Origin of the sequence: Proteiniphilum sp. (assembly GCF_040307845.1) — a bacterium.
GTDB lineage: Bacteria > Bacteroidota > Bacteroidia > Bacteroidales > Dysgonomonadaceae > Proteiniphilum.
This window is the reverse complement of record NZ_JAWRIS010000062.1, coordinates 39,350-58,346: the sequence shown is the minus strand read 5'-3', so window position 1 is coordinate 58,346 and position 18,997 is coordinate 39,350. Positions and strand designations below refer to the sequence as shown.

At 45.0% G+C, this 18,997-nt stretch carries 9 protein-coding genes; 4 read left to right on the top strand and 5 right to left on the bottom strand.

The annotated features are described in order from the left end of the window. Nucleotides 1–8: 8 nt before the first annotated feature. From ABV001_RS15985 to ABV001_RS15965, 5 genes are all read right to left on the bottom strand, one after another. On the bottom strand, nt 9–1,481 hold the full coding sequence (locus ABV001_RS15985; protein ID WP_352423732.1) for a glutamate synthase subunit beta: 1,473 nt from the start codon (nt 1,479–1,481) through the stop codon (nt 9–11). A gap of 249 nt (nt 1,482–1,730) precedes the next feature. Beyond that, on the bottom strand, nt 1,731–6,263 hold the full coding sequence (gene gltB / locus ABV001_RS15980) for a glutamate synthase large subunit (protein ID WP_352423731.1): 4,533 nt from the start codon (nt 6,261–6,263) through the stop codon (nt 1,731–1,733). Between the two features lie 109 nt (nt 6,264–6,372). After that, nucleotides 6,373–8,568 carry a glutamine synthetase III family protein gene (locus ABV001_RS15975; RefSeq protein WP_294081276.1) on the bottom strand — a complete coding sequence of 732 codons (2,196 nt, stop codon included), beginning with the start codon at nt 8,566–8,568 and terminating at the stop codon, nt 6,373–6,375. 434 nt (nt 8,569–9,002) lie between these two features. Further along, nucleotides 9,003–10,157 carry an AAA family ATPase gene (locus ABV001_RS15970; RefSeq protein WP_294081277.1) on the bottom strand — a complete coding sequence of 385 codons (1,155 nt, stop codon included), beginning with the start codon at nt 10,155–10,157 and terminating at the stop codon, nt 9,003–9,005. A gap of 259 nt (nt 10,158–10,416) precedes the next feature. Next, on the bottom strand, nt 10,417–14,268 hold the full coding sequence (locus tag ABV001_RS15965) for a hybrid sensor histidine kinase/response regulator transcription factor (RefSeq protein ID WP_352423730.1): 3,852 nt from the start codon (nt 14,266–14,268) through the stop codon (nt 10,417–10,419). A 330-nt stretch (nt 14,269–14,598) separates the two neighbouring features. Here ABV001_RS15965 and ABV001_RS15960 point away from each other — a divergent pair, with 330 nt between their 5' ends. Genes ABV001_RS15960 through ABV001_RS15945 form a run of 4 tightly spaced genes read left to right on the top strand, consistent with a single transcriptional unit; the run spans nt 14,599 to nt 18,968 of the window. Beyond that, nucleotides 14,599–15,399 (top strand): endonuclease/exonuclease/phosphatase family protein, encoded by an 801-nt coding sequence (locus ABV001_RS15960; protein ID WP_352423729.1) that lies wholly within the window; start codon nt 14,599–14,601, stop codon nt 15,397–15,399. Between the two features lie 19 nt (nt 15,400–15,418). Beyond that, nucleotides 15,419–16,462: a glycoside hydrolase family 130 protein gene (locus ABV001_RS15955; protein WP_352423728.1), complete on the top strand. Its 1,044-nt coding sequence runs from the start codon at nt 15,419–15,421 to the stop codon at nt 16,460–16,462. Nucleotides 16,463–16,483: 21 nt separating this feature from the next. Continuing rightward, nucleotides 16,484–17,740: an MFS transporter gene (locus ABV001_RS15950; protein WP_294081281.1), complete on the top strand. Its 1,257-nt coding sequence runs from the start codon at nt 16,484–16,486 to the stop codon at nt 17,738–17,740. 52 nt (nt 17,741–17,792) lie between these two features. Then, nucleotides 17,793–18,968 carry a beta-1,2-mannosidase gene (locus ABV001_RS15945; RefSeq protein WP_294081282.1) on the top strand — a complete coding sequence of 392 codons (1,176 nt, stop codon included), beginning with the start codon at nt 17,793–17,795 and terminating at the stop codon, nt 18,966–18,968. Nucleotides 18,969–18,997: the final 29 nt, after the last annotated feature.

Genomic DNA, 18,997 nt, shown 5'->3' with positions numbered 1-18,997 from the left:
CTCTGTTTTTATTTTGATAAAAGGGATGATGCCATTGGGGCATATACGAGACCGTTCTCCTGAGGCGTAAGCATTTTATGAATATTTTCCGCTGTTTTCCTGCCCGAGGCGATGGCTTTCACCACAAGGCTGGCTCCCATGACGGCGTCGCCGGTGGCAAAAACTTTATTCACAGAGCTCCGGTGCTGTTTGTCGACCGCCACATTGCCCCGGACATCGTAATTGACACCCAATTCATTCAGTAATCCTTCCTGTACGGGATGGACGAAGCCAAGTGCCAGCAGTACTAGATCGGCTTTCAGCACCTCTTTCTTCCCTGTGGTTACCATGCTGAAACGGCCGTTCCCGTCTTTTTCCCAACTCACCTCTTCCACCAGCGCCTCTTTCACCTGTCCGTTTTCTCCGCTGAATTTCAATGTATTCAGCAACCATCGGCGTTCGCAACCCTCTTCGTGGGATGATGAGGTTTTTAACACCTGCGGGTAGGGGCTTGGCCATGGAGTAGCGGGATTATGTCCCTTGGGCGGTTTGGGCATGATCTCGATCTGCGTCACGCTCAAGGCGCCTTGCCGTATTGATGTACCCACGCAATCGGAACCGGTATCGCCTCCACCGATCACCAGCACATGCTTTCCTCTTGCCGATATTGTGGATGCGGTTTCGGGTTCTTCCTTCTGCAGGATACGGATCTGTTGAGAAAGGAAATCCATGGCAAAGTGGATTCCTTTCAGGTCACGTCCTTCCGGGGTGATGTCCCTCGGTTTTCCGGCACCGACTGCCAGGCAGATGGCGTCGAATTCTCCCATGATCTGCGCTCCGGAGATATCTTTTCCTACCGTTGTATGGGTCCTGAATTCTATTCCTTCTTCAATTAACAGCGCCAGTCGCCGGTCAATCACCTGTTTGGCCAGTTTGAAATTCGGGATGCCGTAGCGAAGCAGTCCGCCGGGGGTGTGGTCTTTCTCGAAGACGGTGACAGAATGTCCTTTCCGGTTCAACTGCTGGGCGGCCGCCAGTCCTGCCGGCCCGGAGCCGATAACGGCGACTTTCTTGCCTGTCCTTCGCTTCGGGGGATGGGCTTTGATCATCCCTTCCCTGAACGCTACTTCGGTGACCGATGCCTCGTTCTCCCGGATGGTGACCGGTGCTTCGTGCAGTGCCAGCACACACGATTTTTCGCAGGGGGCGGGGCAGACGCGTCCGGTGAATTCGGGGAAGTTATTGGTCTCCATCAATACATCGACGCCTTTTTTCCATTCGCCTTTGTAGATATGGTCCTGCCATTCGGGCATTTTGTTACCCAACGGGCATGACCAGTGGCAGAAGGGGATGCCGCAGTCCATGCACCGTGATGCCTGCAACTTGCGGTCCTCCCTGTTGAGTGTCTGTTCTACCTCGCTGTAGTCATATATTCTGTCGCTTACGGGACGATAGCCGGCATCTTTCCGGGGTATCGTCATGAATGCTTTTGGATTTCCCATTTTGTTTTTTGTTTGATAATTTGATTGTCAAAAGTTCCCGGATTTGCCATTGAAGCATCCACTGCCGATATTTTGTGACCCATGTTAGCTCTTATGAGTAAAAAGAGTAAAAACTCGCTTCGCTCAAACAACTACTCTTTTTTTACTCATTGCGAGCTATGGGTCCCCACAAAATACCTAAAGGTTCCTGCTTCAATTGTAAATCCTCACCGGCTATACTAAATCCTCGCCGGATGTAAATGAAAAAAATCAATAATCTCTCTCGACCACGGCGATCTTTTCGTTCAACGCCGCCATCTTCCTCTCTTGTAGTACTTTCTTGTATTCAATAGGCACTACTTTGATAAAATGCGTCACGTAAAAATCCCAATTGTCGAGGATCTGTTTGGCTATCTCGCTATTGGTGTATTGAGCGTGTTTGGAGATGAGGTTTTTCAATTCCCTGACGTCGGACATCTCTTCCAGCAGCGTCAGTTCCACCATTTCCATATTGCAGTAAAAATCGAAATCGCCTTTCTCGTCCAGCACATAGGCCACGCCGCCGCTCATCCCGGCCGCGAAATTCCTTCCGGTGCTGCCCAAAACGACCGTACATCCGCCGGTCATGTATTCGCAGCAATGGTCGCCGGCGCCTTCCACCACCGCAGTGGCGCCCGAGTTCCTTACGCAGAAACGCTCACCTGCGATACCGCTGATAAACACCTCACCCGAGGTGGCTCCGTAAAGCGATGTGTTACCACAGATGATGTTTTCTTCCGACTTGAAGTTGCTGCCTTTGGCCGGTGCGACGATGACACGTCCCCCGGACAATCCTTTGCCCAAGTAATCGTTACAGTCGCCATGGAGGTAGAAAGTAACCCCGCCGGCCAGGAATGCGCCGAAACTCTGTCCGGCCGATCCTTCAAAATAGGCCGAGATGGTGTGTTCCGGCAGTCCTTTTTGCCCGTACCGCGTCGCAATGGCGCCCGAAAGCATGGCGCCCACTGCCCTGTCGGTATTTCTTATGGCTGCCTTGATGCCGACCGACTGTTGGTGCTCGATGGCCGGAAGGGCTTCGGAAATCAACATGCGGTCCAGCACGTCATCGATCTTGTGGTGCTGGGTAGTTATCCTCCTCAGAGGAAGCATGCCGGCTTCTTTCGGGAAATAGGTGATCTTTGCCAGGTCCACTTTTTCGGTCTTAGGCAGTTCCGGATAATGTTTGCGATTGAGCAAATCAGCCCGTCCGGTCACTTCATCGAGCGACCTGAATCCCATTTCCGCGAGTTTTTCGCGTGTATCCTCTGCCAGGAAACGGAAGAAATTGACGAGGTATTCATGGCGACCCACGAACCGGCGCCGCAGTTCTTCGTTTTGGGTAGCGACACCCACCGGGCAGGTGTTGAGGTGGCATTTGCGCATCATCACGCATCCCAGTACGATCAGCGCGCTGGTGGCAAAGCCGAACTCTTCGGCACCGAGCAGTGCTGCCATTACAATGTCGCGGCCGGTTTTCAGTTGGCCGTCGGTCTGCAAGGTGACCACCCCACGCAGGTTATTCGCCACCAGTGTCTGTTGCGTTTCCGCCAGACCTATCTCCAACGGCAGTCCCGCATGTTTGATAGAACTGGAAGGACTCGCTCCGGTACCTCCTTCGGCACCGCTGATCACGATCAGGTCGGCTTTGGCTTTGGCCACGCCGGCGGCGATGGTGCCGACACCGCTCTCCGACACCAATTTCACGCTGATCTTCGCGTTGGGGTTCACGTTCTTGAGGTCGAAGATAAGCTGCGCCAGGTCTTCAATGGAGTAAATATCGTGATGGGGCGGGGGAGAGATCAGGGTGATGCCCGGGATGGAGTGTCGCGTACGGGCAATGATCTCATCTACTTTGAATCCGGGTAACTGTCCCCCTTCACCCGGTTTTGCCCCCTGTGCGATTTTAATTTGCAGTTCATCGGCATTGACGAGGTATTCAGTGGTGACCCCGAACCGGCCGGAAGCGATCTGTTTGATGGCGCTCCGTCGTGACAGTCCGTCCGCCTGCGGGTGGAACCGTTCCGGGTCCTCGCCTCCTTCACCGGTATTGCTGCGTCCGCCGATGATGTTCATCGCGATGGCCATCGCTTCATGCGCCTCCTTGCTGATGGAGCCGTAGGACATGGCGCCGGTACAGAACCGTTTCATGATGTTTTCTGCCGGTTCCACTTCGGAGATATCGATAGGGTTGCGCTTATAATCCAGCAGGTCACGGATAAAAGCCGGTTTTTCCTTGTTGTCTACCAACGCGGTATATTCCTTGAATACCGCATAATTGTTCGTGCGGGTGGCTATTTGCAGCCGGGCGATAGTTTCCGGGTTCCAGGCGTGGTACACCCCGTCGTTCCTGTAGGCATAATTCCCCAGGTTCCGGAGATGGAACGGTTCACTACCGTCGTTGTAAAATGCTTCGAAAAACGGTTGCAGCACCTCCTGGGCGACATCTTCCATATCGATCCCTTCTATTTTTGAAGAAGTACCTTTGAAGTAACTATTCAAAAGGGAGGATGAGATGCCGATGGCTTCGAAGATATGCGCGCCTCTGTAACTCCTCAGGGTGGAGTTGCCCATTTTAGAAAGCACTTTCAGCAATCCCTTGTTGACTGATTTGATATAGTTTTTCTTTGCCGTGGCGAGATCGAGTGCGATCTCTCCCGATTTTATCTTCTCCGCAAGGATCGCAAAGACCATGTAAGGGTTGATGGCGTTGGCGCCAAAGCCGAATAACAGGGCGAAATGCATCACTTCCCGCGGCTCCGCGCTCTCCACCACGATATCAATCTGCATCCTTTTGCGTTTTTCCACCAGATAGTGGTGTACGGCCGAAGTGGCCAATAAGGAGGGGATAGGTGCATGTTCCACATCCACGCCCCTGTCGCTCAATACAATGTAATTTTTACCGTCGTCGATCGCTTTCTCCACGGAAGCGCACATCTGTTCCAGCGCTCTCCGCATCCCTTCGGCGCCGCTTTCCGGGTCGAACAGCATGGGGATGATGGCGGAGGAGAATCCTTTGTACCGCAGGTTCAGCAGGATGTCGAACTGTGTGTTGGTCAGGATCGGGCTTTTGACTTTCACGATACCCGATAAAGTAGGAATGTCTTTGAGGAGATTTTGGTGCACGGCACCTAAATAACCAGTCAAAGACATTACCAGTTCTTCCCGGATCGGGTCGATAGGGGGATTGGTTACCTGTGCGAATTGCTGTCGGAAATAGTTGAACAGGCGTTGCGGCTTGTCGGACAGCGCCGCCAGCGTCACATCGTTCCCCATGGACGAAACGGGTTCCTTCCCTTCCAATGCCATCGGTTTGATCAGTACGTTGATATCCTCCACCGAATAGCCGAATGCTTTCAGCAGGGTTTCATAGTGGGCTACATCGTTGTTCACGCTTCGTCCCGAAGAGATGTCATCCAGTTTCAGGCAGTTCCTGCTCAACCAATCACGGTATGGGAATGCTTTTGCCAGCGTGTCTTTTAATTCCGCATCAGAATAGATGGTGCCGGTCAGCGTGTCGACCATCATCATCTTTCCCGGTTTGAGGCGTCCCATCTGTTTGATGTCGGACGGTTTGAAGGCGAGGGTTCCCGTCTCCGATGCCATGATCATCATGCCGCTGTGGGTGATGGTGTACCGTGCCGGTCGCAATCCGTTGCGGTCGAGCATGCCACCCGCATAACGCCCGTCGCTGAAGATCAGCGTGGCCGGGCCGTCCCACGGTTCCATCAGCATACTGTGGTACTCGTAGAACGCTTTCACACCGTCGGGAATGGGGTTCTTCTCATTGAAGCTTTCGGGAACCAGCATCGCCATGGCATGCGGGAGTGTCTTGCCCGACATTACCAGGAATTCCAACACGTTATCGACGGAGGCGCTGTCGCTCATGTCGGGCTGGACCACAGGATAGAGTGCTGTAATATCAGGGAAAAAATCCGACTGCAATACGCTTTCCCGGCTTTGCATCCATTGGCGGTTACCGCGGATGGTGTTGATTTCACCGTTGTGCGCCAGCATCCGGAACGGTTGCGCCAGATCCCATGTAGGGAAGGTGTTGGTGCTGAACCGGGAATGCACTAGCGCCACACGGCTGGTAAAATTGGGGTTGGTGAGATCCGGGAAATATTGGCGGAGTTGTATTGACGACAACATCCCTTTGTAGATCATCTGCCGGGTGGAGAGGCTTACTATATAAAAACTGCGCTCTTCCGCTATTTCGGAACCATAGATGCTCTTTTCCACCTTTTTCCGCAGGATATAGAGTTTCCTTTCCAGTTCATCGGGGGGGAAGTGGCCGGTAACGAACAATTGCTTGATTACCGGTTCGTTGGCGAGTGCGATCTCGCCCAGGCAACCGCTGTTGACCGGCACATCACGGACATGGAAGAGCGAAAGATCCTCTTCATAGGCTTTCTCCTTGATGAGGGAAAGGCAATACTCCCTTTTCTCCTCTTCCCGCGGCAGGAATACGATTCCCGTACCGTACCGCCCTTCCGCCGGCACCGCAATCCCCTGCAAAAGGATGAACTCATGCGGTATCTGTACCAGTATTCCCGCACCATCGCCGGTGATGTTGTCGGCGCTTTCCGCGCCCCGGTGCACCATATTCTCCAGCACTTGCAGTCCCTTCTCCACAATGTCGTGCGATTTTTCGCCCGTCAATGTCATTGCCAGACCGACACCGCAGGCATCGTGCTCGTTCTGAAAAGAGTAGAGCGACTCTTTTTCGAATTTCCGGAGGTTCCTGAATGTATTTTCCTGTCCCATTTTGCGTCTTTTTTTTAATTTTAGCCTAAGTTTTGAGCCAAAAAAATAGCAGATAATCACTTACCTGCTATTCAAATAAATGTGAAAATTACATTTGAAGTTGTGAGGCTTAACTTATGAATAACAGTTCTCTATATTTCGGCAGGGTCCACATCTGGTTATCCACGATCAGTTCCAGTTTGTCCACATGATAGCGGATCACATTGAAATAGACCTCCACCTTGTCGTGGTAAGCGACGGCTTTCTCGCGGGCATCCTCTAATTTATTGGCCGCTTTCCGGGCTTCCACCATATCGTCCACATTGGTTTTTATCGCCGAGATATGATCCGCGATCTCCTCGATGAGCGCGGCATCTTCCTTCGACAGCCTGTCGGCCTTTTCCTTGTCGAAGACGGCATGCATTTTATAAATATTGTCGAGCAGCATCGACTGGTATTCCGTGGCGACCGGGATGATATGGTTCATGCAGAGGTCGCCCAGCACCCGAGCTTCTATCTGGATCTTCTTGGTATAGGTCTCCCATTTCACCTCATTGCGTGCATGGAGTTCCTTCTCGTTCAGTACGCCGATGCTTTCGAACATCTCCACCGACTCTTTCGACGTGTACCGGTCGAAGATCACGGGCACGCTGGTCTCGCAGTCTAATCCGCGTCTTTTGGCCTCTTCCTTCCATTCGTCGCTATAGCCGTTGCCGTTGAAGCGGATGGGTTTCGACTCCTTGATATAGAGGCGGAGCGTGTCGAAGATGGCCTGTTCTTTCTTCATCCCCTTTTTCATTTTCGCGTCGATCTCCTTCTTGAAGTCGATCAGTTGGGCTGCCATCACGGAGTTCAGTGCGGTCATTGCCGATGAGCAGTTGGCCAATGACCCCACGGCCCTGTATTCGAACCGGTTGCCGGTGAAAGCAAATGGTGATGTGCGGTTTCTGTCGGTGTTGTCTATCAGTACTTCGGGAATATGGGCGATACCCAATTTCATCTGCTTCAGTTCATCCACGGTGATATCGTCATCTTCGGAACTCTGTTCGAGTTTGTCGAGCACGGCCGTGATCTCTGTTCCCAGGAAGATGGAGATGATGGCGGGAGGCGCTTCGTTGGCACCCAGACGGTGCGCGTTGCTGGCCGACATGATGGAGGCTTTCAGTAATCCGTTATGCTTGTAGACCGCCTTCAGTGTGTTCACTAAAAAAGTGACGAACAACAGGTTTTCATTGGCGGTTTTGCCCGGAGTGAACAGTCCGATACCGGTATCCGTACCCAGCGACCAGTTGTTGTGTTTGCCCGATCCGTTTATGCCGGCAAATGGTTTCTCGTGCAACAGCAATTTAAAATGATGTTTGGCAGCAATCCTGTGCATCAGCGTCATGATGAGCAGGTTCTGGTCGACTGCCAGGTTGGTCTCTCCATAAATGGGTGCCAGTTCGAACTGGTTGGGCGCCACCTCGTTGTGGCGGGTCTTTAAGGGAATGCCGTATTTATAGGCTTCCAGCTCCACCTCCCGCATAAAGGATGCCACACGCGGGGGAATTGCCCCGAAGTAATGGTCCTCCAGCTGCTGGTTCTTGGCGCTTTCATGTCCCATAAGGGTGCGCTCCGTCAAGCTCAGGTCGGGACGGGCAGCGTATAACGCCTGGTCCACCAGGAAATATTCCTGTTCCCATCCGAGGTACGAATAGACCTTTTTCACATCGGGGGTAAACAGTTTACAAACCTCCACGGCCGCCTTATCCACCGCCGAAAGCGATTTCAACAATGGTGTCTTGTAATCCAGCGCTTCTCCCGTATAGGAAATAAAAACGGTAGGGATACACAACGTATCGTCGATGATAAAAGCGGGTGAAGAAGGATCCCACGCGGTATATCCCCTCGCTTCGAAGGTGTTGCGGATGCCGCCGCTGGGGAAACTCGACGCGTCGGGTTCCTGTTGTGCCAGCAGTTTGCCGGAAAACCGTTCGATGATCCCCCCGTCGGGTCCGTTGATATAGTCGATAAAAGAGTCATGTTTCTCGGCAGTCCCTTCGGTGAGCGGTTGGAACCAGTGGGTGTAATGGGTGGCACCCATCTCCATGGCCCACATCTTCATGCCGGCCGCCACATGGTCGGCAATGCCCCGGTGCAGCGTAATACCCCGGTCGATCGCTTCCAACACGATATTCATTGTTTCCTTGGAGAGATATTTGGCCATTTGTGTCCGGTTGAACACATACTTGCCATAATACTCCGAAGGAAGGTGTGTCGGTGGAGCCACTTCCACGGGCGTTCTCTTCGATGCTTCTTCTACTGCTTTAAAACGTAATGTTGACATAATCAATGAAAGTTTGATAACCGGGGCTCTTTTATCCCCCTGATTTTATTGTTGTGAAATAAATATGCTGCAAAAATAATCAATTTGTTTGACAATCCAAATAAAAACGGTAAAAAAGTTATATTTTTCGATAAAAAATAACCTTATGATTGTTTTACTATGTTTTTAGTATTAAAAATGCACAAAAGATGCTGTTTTGAATTCCGTTTTATATTGAATGATGGAAATTCATAGCAAAAGTAACCATTTTGAAAATGAAATGGCTGTTTTTTAGGAAATTCTCTTGGGGGAATAGATGGAGTTATTCAATTCCAGATATCTGCAATTGATGAATTGGATATTAAGATAATCATGTTCAATGCATTTCGGAACTGACGGTTTCATATATGTTGTTTCATATAAGTTACTCTTACAAGCATGGTGTTGTTAATTTATTAGTAATCAAATTTTAATGACGACCTCGGGCCAAAGTATGCTTGTAGCCAAAATGCAAAGAATCTGTCGTAAACTGCATACGTATTACGATTTTTAGTTAGAATTTCTTTGTCGAGCAGTTGCCGTGATGCTGTTTGGACGGAAGAAGCAGAGTGCAAAGAGTGCTTTTTTATGAAGTTACCTCCTGTGATGCTTCTTGCCTTACCTTCTTTGGCGATTGCATGGAGACATTCTTTTTGCCGGTCGGACAATAGATTTAGAATTTCGGAGAACAAGGTTTCATAAGAATAGATTCGGTTTAACACCGCTTTTTCAAAAATTTCATGGGTACATTTTTCATCTTCGTTAAGTTCTGAAAATAATTGATTCAATACAGATTGTACATAAAATGTATGTCCCTCGAAAATAGTATATGCTTTTTCGATGTAAGCGTCATCCACATCTTTTTTCCCTTTTTTGAAGAGTTTTGAAGCAAATTGTATGTATTCTTCTTTGTCAATCACATCCAGCGACAGAAGTACTGCGCTTTGATAAAAAGGTTTTGAGGGGGAGAAAAACATTTCGTGTAAAATATGGCGCTGGCTACCCGAAAAAATAAAATTGGACTTTATCGTTTTTTGTATATGTGTGCGGAGAATAGCTTCTATATTTTTTTCAGGGTATTTTGCAATTTGTTGAAATTCGTCTATGGCAATAATGCAAGGTTTATCTGCAGTATTGAGATATGTAAAAATCTCCTCTAAAGTAAATTCGGGTGATTTTATTTCACCAATTCCGATGTCAAAAATGGGAAACCCTGTCAGTTGATCTAACTTGAATCCTGCACGTAAAGAGGTTATTACGGCGAAAAAGTTATCGATGAACGACTTTCCTTTGGGTTTTAACCGCTCATAAATTTCTTTTCCTAGTTTATAGACAAATTCCGCTAAATTGCTTGTCGCATAAATATCTACAAAAAAAGTATAATAATCGTCTGCAATTTTTTGATCGTGAAAACAATGTTCAATAAGTCCTGTTTTTCCCATCCTTCGAGGAGAGACAAGTATGATATTATTACCGTTGGTAACCAGTTTTATCAACGTATTACTTTCTTCTTTCCTGTCGCAAAAATATTCCTGCGAAATATAGCCGCTCACTAAAAAAGGATTCTTCATGTTTTTCTATTAAAAATGTATACAAAGAAACATATTATTTTTTAATTACCAAAATATAATAATCGTATTTTAATAATCGCATTCCGATAAGATTGTGCTATGCTTGCAAATTCAAATCCATTCAAGTTTCCGGGATATATTTTTCGTAACAAGAGATTGATCCGAATCATCACACGATACTTGCCATTGGGGGTATAAAGATGCTTAACGGTTTTGTATATTTTCACCTGAGACCTGAGACTGAGTGTAAATTCTTTTATCAGTTATCCTTCCTTATTTTAGAAGGAGACAAGTTGTACTTTTTTTTAAATTCCTTATAAAAATGGGAATTATTGGAAAATCCGGATTTAAAAATAATTTCGTTGACCGTTAATTTCGTTGTCTTTAATAACAATGCAGCATGTTCAAGACGAATGTCCTTGATGAACTCACTGGGTGTTTTATCTATTATATCCTTTAAACGACGATACAAACTGGTCCTACTTATACCCATGTAATCGGAAATACTATCAATACTTAGAGACTCGTCTTCGATATTCTTTTCTATGAATTGCATTATTTTCTTTAGCCATACCTCATCGTCTTTGTGAAGGAATTCCCCTCCTTTTACGGTGATGGAAGATTGACTGGAAGAATAGTACCTTTTCATTTGCAGATTACGGTTAAGAATGTTTTTTACAGCGCTTTGTATATGGGCCGGATGAAAAGGCTTGGTGATATATAGATCAGCTCCATGCTCCAAAGCCTTTATGTTGTCTTCGATAGAGGTTCTGGCTGTAATACTGATAATGGGGATATGTGACGTTAGTCCATTGGATTTGACCTTGTCAATAAAACCCATACCGTCTAATAATGGCATAAGCATATCTGTCAGTATGATATCCGGAATGTTTTTTTCTATTATCCTCAGCGCTTCTTCTCCATTTTCGGCTTCAATGACATTATAGTTTGGAGCAAGTATATCCTTTAATAATGTTCTGATATCCTTTTCATCTTCTACAACCAGGATGGAGATATCTTTCTTCCTGCCAATTTCCCTATTCTCATTGATAGGATGTTCCATATCGGATACTCTCCCTGTCAGCCCGAGTTCTCCTGTGTGCATAGCATACAGTTCGATAGAAAACTGTGTGTATTCATGTTGCACGCTCTCCACAAAGATGTTGCCCCCGAGTAAATTAACCAGTTGCTTTGTCATATTCAGCCCTATTCCGGAACTGACGCTATTTCTCATTTTTGGGGTGTCGAACATTCTGTATCTATCGAATATTTCATTCATCTGCTTTTCACTCAATCCCCTGCCGGTATTTCTTATTTTGAGGGTGAACCTGTGGTCACTCTCGAGAAATGCATCAATATTGATACGGCCACCCACCGGAGTATATTTAAACGCATTCGATACAAGATTGAATATCACCTTTTCCAATGCACTGCCGTCCGTAATAAAGGGAGCGTCAACCTCTATATTCAGATTTAAATCAATTTTATTTTCTATAGCCATTTCCCGGAAACTATCAGTAGTATACTCGATTAATGCATGTATATCCACTTTTTCCGGTTTCAGTTTGGGTTGTCCTGACTCGGCTTTACGGAATTCAATCAACTCGCTGATTAATTTCTGCATCCTTTCTGCATTATTTTTGATGATATAGATATAATGCTTGGCATAGCTGTCGAGATCGGCATTGTCCAGAAGATGTTGCACCGGGCCGAAGATGAGTGTGAGAGGGGTGAAAAATTCATGTGCCACATTGGTGAAAAAATCCAGCTTGGCTTCATGTGTCTTTTGTTTATGTTCCTTTTCTATTTGTTCTATCATCAGTTGCCTGTTAAGCCGGATCCTGTTCCTTATAAATGATATGGTAACCATGGTAATCGTGGCAAGAAGCAGGAAATACCCAATGAAAGCCCAAATACTTAACCACCATGGATATCCCACGGAAAGGGTTAAAGAATAGCTCATATCATTCCATACCCGGTCTCCGTTTGTACATTCCACTTCCAGTATATATTTCCCGGAGGGTAATTTTGTCATAATGATGTTCGGGTTATTTCCATTGTATATCCATACATCCTTATTATGCAGATTGTGGATGCGGTACCTATATTCACAGTTTTTATTGTTGATGAACTCATGCGCGATAAATGTCAATGATACATAAGGCTCATTATATGAAAGTTCCAACGTGTTGTTTTTTATTCGGTCTTGAATCTTTTGATCGTCATTATATATCCGGAGCTTGCTTAGGCTTATCCGGGGTTTATAATCCCTGAAATGAATATGATCAGGATTGAAATATGTCAATCCATTTACACCTCCGAAGAATATGGTACCATTGTCGTAATAGTAAGCTCCATCGGCAAACTCATTATTATGAAGACCGTCACGGATAGAATAGTTGTTGACAGTCGTAGTTGTGGGGTCTATGGATGCGATCCCTTGGTTCGTACTAATCCATATATTGTTCTTACCATCTTCTATGATTCCATGTATCGTATTATTAATAAGTCCTTCAGGTGAGCCATATTTTTTTAATACAGGAATACTATCCATTGATAGATGGTTTAGACCGTAACTTGTCCCTATCCAAATACTGCCACTTCTATTGCCGAGGAGTGTAAGTACATCATAGTTTGATAAGACCAACGAAGCATTTATATCCTCCAGGTTTACAAATATTTCCTTATTGATATCGAATAGATATATCCCCCCTCTTCTAGTTCCTATCCATAATTCATTGTCTGACTTTCCTCTGATAATGGAATAAATAATATTATTGGTGATAGACATATCGGAACTGTCCGGAATATATTGTCTTACGTTGGTGGCTACATACAGGCCATTCTCCTTTTTGATGGAGATGCGGATTAATCCGTAACCAGCTGTTCCCAGCCACAGTACTTTGTCATTCTCAGTGAGGAACATGGTATAGATAGCCCTGAAATTGATACTACCTGTCGGCATCACCAATGTCTGGACTTGTCCATCTTTTCGGATAATATTGATCCCGTATTCTTCTGTGCCCACGAAAATGTCTCCATCCTTGTTTTTGGCCATAGAATAAATAAGATTGGAAATAAGACCCTCTGATGTAGAAGCATACTCAATGGCTTTATTTGTTCCTATCTCCAGCTTTAATATGCCTTCTCCTTTCGTGCCGATGAGCATTTCCCCATTCTCATCTTTGTTAAAAGAGCGTACTGGGAAATCTGTTTTTACACGACTGAAAGATGAATAATCCTGATAAAGTTGTATAATTCCTTTTCCATCTGTGCCTATCCATAAAATATCTTGTGTGCCCGTATACAATGTGAAGATGGAAACTTTTTCGGGTAATTCCTCCATATTTCTGCTGGTTCCGGTATGAAGATCGTAGTATAGGCAGTTTCCTTCAATAAATGCAATCACTAGCTGCTCCTTGAAACTGGTTATTTGAGATACTTTTTTATTCGGAGGAGTAGGTATTACATGTTTTTCATCCATATCAGCATCAATAATTTTCACATAATCCACATACTCGGCTATGAGCATATTGCCGGTATGGAAAATTTGCTTGATCGGTTTCTCTGAAAGATAGTTTTTTCCGGAAATAAATGATTGACGTTCGTAATCAAGTTCATAGTTATAGAGTCTACCGTCATTATATAATATATGGATGTTGTCAGCAGCGTCTATGATGAAGTTGGTAATATCTTTTTTTTGTGCACCTTTAATTTTTACAAATTTATCTTCTGCCTTATCAAAGAAGCAAAACCCCACCGATTGCACATAACATATGACAGTTCCTGTAGAAGTGGAAGAAACCAATAAGAAATTATTCCCTTTATGGCTATCTGAATTGGACTCAACGAAATACCTGTGGAATTTTTCACTTGCACGGTCCCATCTGTTAAGTCCGTGGTCTGTGGCTATCCAGATAGAGGCAGTGTCAGGTTCAATGATATTCCTTATTATATTGTTGCTTATGGAGAATTCATCTTCCAACGTGTAACGGTAGGAGACAAAGTCGCGTCCGTTGAATGAATTCAGCCCATCCCATGTACCAATCCATAACATATTGTGCGAGTCTTCCAAAAAACAATTTACCGAGTTATTGGAGAGACCATCCATATTCGTAATGTTTCTTACGATATTTTTAGCAAAAATTTCCGGAATGATCAAAAGGAAGAAAAGTATAAAAAACAATCTCGAAAGAAGATGGGTCATAATTCATATTTTAGAGGTCCCATTGATTTTCAAACATTGAAAATTTCAAGTGAAAATTTTCGGGAGTCGGGTTACAAATATATACAAAAAGGATAAATCTGTATTCCAAATACAGGGTTAAACAACCCTATGAATAGTCTATATAGTATTTTGGCATTATAGTATATATTTTTCTGGAACGAGAGGTTTACTTTTGCTGCTGCTTGATGAATGAATACATAACTATTTTTGTAGATGAATATTTTACCTGTGCATTTCCACCCGCTATTATCATGTGTGATAGGTCTCATCCTGCTCTCTTGCTCACCGGGGAAGGCTGACGAAAATGAGGATACAATAAAGGCGGTCACGTATAATATCTATAGTACCCGCAATTCCTCTATAGGCAAGATCGCTGAAGTAATCAGAGACATCAACCCTGATCTAGTCTCTCTTCAGGAGATTGAGCGGTTTACTGATATCAATCCTTCGGATGTTCCGGCCACACTTTCGGAATTGACCGGCATGAAATACCACTATTTTATTCATGCCCTTGATATAGAGAGTGGGGGTGATTATGGAAATGCAATTTTGTCTAAATATCCTATATTGGATGCTGCAACGTATAAATTGTATGGCGTGGAAGAAACGGACTATGTGCGTTCTTTCGGGTATATAAAAGTGCAGAAAGGGAGTAAAGAATTTTATTTTGCGGCTACCCACCTCGACCACAAGGGCAATGATGCTTCCCGGATGAAGATGGTGCATGAAATCTTGGGCATTGTAAAAGAGTTGGATGCGCCGGTAATATTGGGAGGTGATATGAATGCACAACCGACACAAAAACCAATGACGACGCTTCACGGATGGTTTAATATGCCCTGTTTCCCTGATATGAGACCCACCGTCCCGGCGCCCGGCCCCGCCGAAACTACCATTGATTATGTATTATATGGTCCGGACAAGGCTTTTCAGCTGAAAGAATATAAGGTATACTATGACGCCGAAGGAGCCTCGGATCATTTTCCGGTGGTGGCTACTTTCACTATAGATTAATTAATGACTGGTAAATGTTATGGACATTACAAAAAGATTTCCTCAAAATCCACTACTGAGACCTTCAGATTTGAATCCTGCGATATCCGGGATGGAAATAGCTTGTTTGTTGAACCCGGGTGTATTCCGTTATGACAATAAAATCTGGCTCTTATTACGTGTTGCTGAGCGACCCATCCAAAAAGAGGGTATTATCAGTTTTCCTGTATACAATCAGCTGGGAGAAATAGAAGTATTGTCTTTCGACATAGATGACCCGAATTTAGATGCAAGTGACCCGCGCGTCATCGGGTATAAAGGAGAAGATTATCTCACAACAATGTCCTATCTACGTTTGGTCTCAAGTACAGATGGTGTGACTTTTAAGGATGAACCGCGCTTTCCTCCTATATTCGGGAAAGGGAAGCTCGAATCGTTTGGCATCGAGGATTGCCGTGTAGCCTCCATGGAAGATGGTTTCTGGCTTACATTTACTGAAGTATCCCCGGTAGCGGTGGGAGTGGGACTTATGCATACATCCGACTGGAAGAGTTTTGATCACCATGGAATGATATTTCCTCCTCATAATAAAGATTGTGCCATTTTTGAAGAAAAGATCAACGGGAAATATTATGCCTTGCACCGACCGAGTAGTCCTGTCTTGGGAGGAAATTATATCTGGTTGGCGGAATCGCCCGATAGATTGCATTGGGGAAATCATCAATGCATAGCTACATCACGAAAAGGTATGTGGGACTGTGCCCGGGTTGGAGCAGGGGCTGCTCCTATAAAAACGGCCGATGGCTGGTTAGAGATTTATCATGGGGCCGATGATAATCACCGTTATTGCCTGGGTGCCTTGTTGTTAGATTTGGAAGATCCTTACAGGGTGATCGAGCGAAGTGTAGAGCCCATCATGGAACCTATGGCTGAATATGAACAGACGGGTTTCTTCGGTAATGTGGTATTTACAAATGGACAGTTGGTAGAGGGTGATACAATAACTCTCTACTACGGCGCAAGCGATGAGGTAATATGTGGAGCACAACTGTCAATTAAAGAAATCATATCTACACTGAAATAAATCTATTACCGAGTATCCAAAATGAACCGATTACAGAAAGAATATCTCTTCTTTAAAGAGCAGGAATTGAATGTGCGTACTTTATTGAAGACGAATCTACTTTATGCACTTGTCTTGCCCGTGGTGGAGATATTCGTGGGGGCGTATGTCATGCGTAACACGAGTGACCCTATGATGGTTGCTTTCTATCAACTTTTCATGTATATAGGAGTACTTTCAACCTCACTGGTGAATGGTTTCCTATTGAAATATATGAGTGTGAAGACATTGTATGCTGCCGGTATTTTGCTCAGTGGAGTTTCTATGTTTGCCATGATGTTGGTGAAATCGTTGGGTATACTCGAACTCGGCATTACCGGTTTTTCGCTGGGAGCCGCATCCGGTTTTTTCTGGACAAACCGTTATTTGCTGACATTGAACAATACAAAGGATGGTAACCGGAATTATTTTTTTGGAATGGAGTCTTTCTTCTTTTCCATAACATCCATTACAGTGCCGCTTGTTATCGGTGCTTTTCTCAGCTTTCTCGAAGGTACTACTATTTTAAGTTATACCATACATATCAACCAAGCATATCTACTGGTGACATTGGGTGTTAATATCATCACTCTATATACTGTTAGCGTTCTTTGGAGAGGTAAATTTAAAAATCCTATCCAAAAGGATTTTATCTATTTGCGTTTTTGCGCTCTCTGGCGTAAAATGCTCTTGTTATCTTCTCTGAAAGGGATGGTACAGGGATTTCTTGTTACCGCACCGGCAATACTTGTTCTCAAACTGGTTGGAGACGAAGGTGCGTTAGGTTTGATACAAAGTATTAGTGGGGCACTCACGGCTGTTTTGGTGTATATTCTCGGGCGGATGGCCAAACCGGAAGACCGGTTGAAAATATTCGGATCGGGGTTGCTCATATTTTTTATCGGTACCTTGTTTAATGGCATACTTTTCTCCGCTACCGGGGTTCTATTGTTTGTATTGTGTAAAACGATTTTTCAACCGTTGTTTGACCTTGCTTATAATCCAATCATGATGCAGGCTGCTGATACCGCGAAGAAGATCGAAAACCGCAACGAATATACGTATATATTCAGTCATGAATGGGGATTATTTCTCGGTAGGGCATCGGGTTTGATACTTTTCCTTTGCCTTGCTTATTATATTTCTCAGGATTTTGCACTTAAATATGCCTTGGTAATTGTTGCTTCGATACAATTACTGGCATATCCTCTTGCAAAGAATATAATAGCAAGCAGTGTAAAAATAGTAAAGGGTGGATAAGGTAAGTTTATAGAAATTAAGTGTATATAACAATTCAATAATATTAAATAAAATGAATAAACTAATTCTCTATTCCCTGTCATTGATTCTACTTGTTTTTCTTCATGGTTGTGACTCCAGAAAGAAGAATAAAGAGAGTGTTTCCTCGCCCAATTCGGATCTTCCCGCTTGGGCATTAGGACCCTTTGTCAGGGCACAGGATAACCCTGTTATTTCACCTCAAGAGAGTACGGAATTTTTCTGTCCCATGCAACAGATGAATATAAAATGGGAAGAAAGTGATGCCTTTAATCCGGCTGCCACGGTGAAGGATGGCAAGATCGTAGTACTATACCGGGCCGAAGACAATACCTTTACAGGTATTGGGTCTCGTACATCGCGGATAGGGTATGCTGAAGCGACAGATGGCATACACATGGAGAAGAGAAGTACCCCTGTGCTATATCCTGATGACGACGACTTTAAAGCGATGGAATGGAAAGGTGGTTGTGAAGATCCCCGTGTTGCGATGACAGAAGAGGGTTTATATGTAATGCTGTATACCGGTTGGAACAGGGATAATCCAGAAGGAGCCAAAAAGAATCCACGGTTGTGTGTCGCTACGTCCACCGATCTTATTCATTGGGAGAAACATGGCCTGGCTTTCGGCAATGCCTATAATGGACGTTTTAAAGATCTGGACTCCAAATCGGCATCCATTATAACCACCCTCAAAGATGGCAAGATCGTCATTCAGAAAATCGATGGAAAGTATGTGATGTATTGGGGAGAGAGGGCTGTCTGCGCAGCTGTATCAGATGACTTGATCAATTGGGATCCGGTTTTGGACGAAAACAATAACTTATTGGAAATCGTCAAGCCCCGGAATGGATATTTCGATAGCAGGCTGACTGAATGTGGACCTCCGGCATTGATGACAGAAGATGGAATAATACTTATTTATAATGGAAAGAACGGATATGAAGAAGAACGAGATCCGAATTATCCGGCGGGAACATATGCCGCGGGACAATTCCTATTCGATAGGAATGATCCTTTTAAGGTGTTGGATCGCCTGGACAAACCGTTTTTCTGGCCGGATGCTGATTTTGAAAAGAGTGGACAATATCCTTCCGGAACAGTGTTTACAGAAGGACTTGCTTACCTTGAAGGAAAATATTACCTCTATTACGGATGTGCAGATTCATTTGTAGGTGTCGCTACTTACAATGATAGAAATAATCAATAATCAGATTATAAACTCTAAAATATGTTGAA

Coding starts and splice junctions, on each gene's coding strand:
- ABV001_RS15985 (WP_352423732.1), bottom strand. CDS start 1,481: ATGGGAAATCCAAAAGCATTCATGACGATACCCCGGAAAGATGCCGGC.
- gltB (WP_352423731.1), bottom strand. CDS start 6,263: ATGGGACAGGAAAATACATTCAGGAACCTCCGGAAATTCGAAAAAGAG.
- ABV001_RS15975 (WP_294081276.1), bottom strand. CDS start 8,568: ATGTCAACATTACGTTTTAAAGCAGTAGAAGAAGCATCGAAGAGAACG.
- ABV001_RS15970 (WP_294081277.1), bottom strand. CDS start 10,157: ATGAAGAATCCTTTTTTAGTGAGCGGCTATATTTCGCAGGAATATTTT.
- ABV001_RS15965 (WP_352423730.1), bottom strand. CDS start 14,268: ATGGATGGTCTCTCCAATAACTCGGTAAATTGTTTTTTGGAAGACTCG.
- ABV001_RS15960 (WP_352423729.1), top strand. CDS start 14,599: ATGAATATTTTACCTGTGCATTTCCACCCGCTATTATCATGTGTGATA.
- ABV001_RS15955 (WP_352423728.1), top strand. CDS start 15,419: ATGGACATTACAAAAAGATTTCCTCAAAATCCACTACTGAGACCTTCA.
- ABV001_RS15950 (WP_294081281.1), top strand. CDS start 16,484: ATGAACCGATTACAGAAAGAATATCTCTTCTTTAAAGAGCAGGAATTG.
- ABV001_RS15945 (WP_294081282.1), top strand. CDS start 17,793: ATGAATAAACTAATTCTCTATTCCCTGTCATTGATTCTACTTGTTTTT.